This is a genomic window from Streptomyces sp. NPDC002130 (assembly GCF_040296465.1).
In the GTDB taxonomy this organism is placed as follows: domain Bacteria; phylum Actinomycetota; class Actinomycetes; order Streptomycetales; family Streptomycetaceae; genus Streptomyces.
Genome location: NZ_JBEOXI010001331.1, coordinates 1 through 1003, shown reverse-complemented (window position 1 = coordinate 1003; position 1003 = coordinate 1). Strand labels below are relative to the sequence as shown.

General features: G+C 64.7%; 2 protein-coding genes. One reads left to right on the top strand and one right to left on the bottom strand.

The window, feature by feature from the left end:
* Nucleotides 1–792 (top strand): Ig-like domain-containing protein (locus ABT116_RS50730; RefSeq protein WP_351648738.1); only part of this gene is annotated, 792 nt, incomplete at its 5' end.
* Here ABT116_RS50730 and ABT116_RS50725 read toward each other — a convergent pair.
* Nucleotides 789–1003 (bottom strand): 3'-5' exonuclease (locus tag ABT116_RS50725; protein ID WP_351648734.1); only part of this gene is annotated, 215 nt, incomplete at its 5' end. The two genes, ABT116_RS50730 and ABT116_RS50725, sit on opposite strands and share 4 nt — an antisense overlap.

The following is a 1003-nucleotide window of genomic DNA, read 5'->3' as shown; positions in this document are numbered from 1 at the left end:
GTGGCCGTGGTCGACGGAACGGCTTCCCTGACCCGCAGCTACGACGCTTCCGGCACGCACATCTTCACCGCAGTCTTCACCGGCGAGGCCGGCTACGGCGATTCAGTGTCCACCGCAACTCAACTCGACGTCAGCGATCCCGACTGGGGAACCACGACCACAGTTGTCGAACCGCTCACAGCAGTGGTCGGTGAACCGACCAACCTTTCGGCCACCGTCTCCCCCATCCCGAGCAGCGGAACCGTGACGTTCAAGGTCGACGGCACCGAGGTCGGTACCGCACCGGTCGGCACGGGTGACGGCGTCGCGATCCTCCCGCACACCTTCGCGTCAGCCGGTGCCGCAGCCGTGGTTGCCGAGTTCTCCGGCGGAACCGGATTCGTCGGCTCCACGTCCACGTCGTTCACGGTGAACGTGACCGATCCCGAGCCTGCCCGCGCGGACACCACGACGATCCTGACTGTCAGCGGCGCCGCTCAGGTCGGAAAGGCATTGCAGCTCAAGGCTACCGTTGCACCCGGAACATCAAACGGAATGATCCAGTTCAAGTCCGGCACGACGCCCATCGGCGCACCCGTTGCCGTCGTCAACGGAGTCGCGACACTCACGCACACCTTCGACGACGAAGGAACATTCGGCCTCACTGCCAACTTCGTCGGCGACGCCGGTTGGAAGAACTCCGTCTCCGGCCCGACGGTCGTGCAGGTCGGCACCGCACCGACCGACGGCGGCGGCACCGGAAGCCTGGACACCGGTTCACTGAGCGGCCTGATCCCGCTCTTCGGAAGCTAGTCCCCCACATCAGCTTTGGACACCACTCCCGTACCACGCTCAGGAGAATCCATGTTCGTGTATTCCAGACCTCCCACGCTCTCCCAACTGAACGGGACGTAGACGATCGGGAACTCCAGCCCTTTGGTGGCGTGCACGGTTGCGATTTGCACTGCGGCAGCGTCACTGTCGAGGCGACGGCTTCTGTCGGTCGCACTCCCGGACGTCGGAT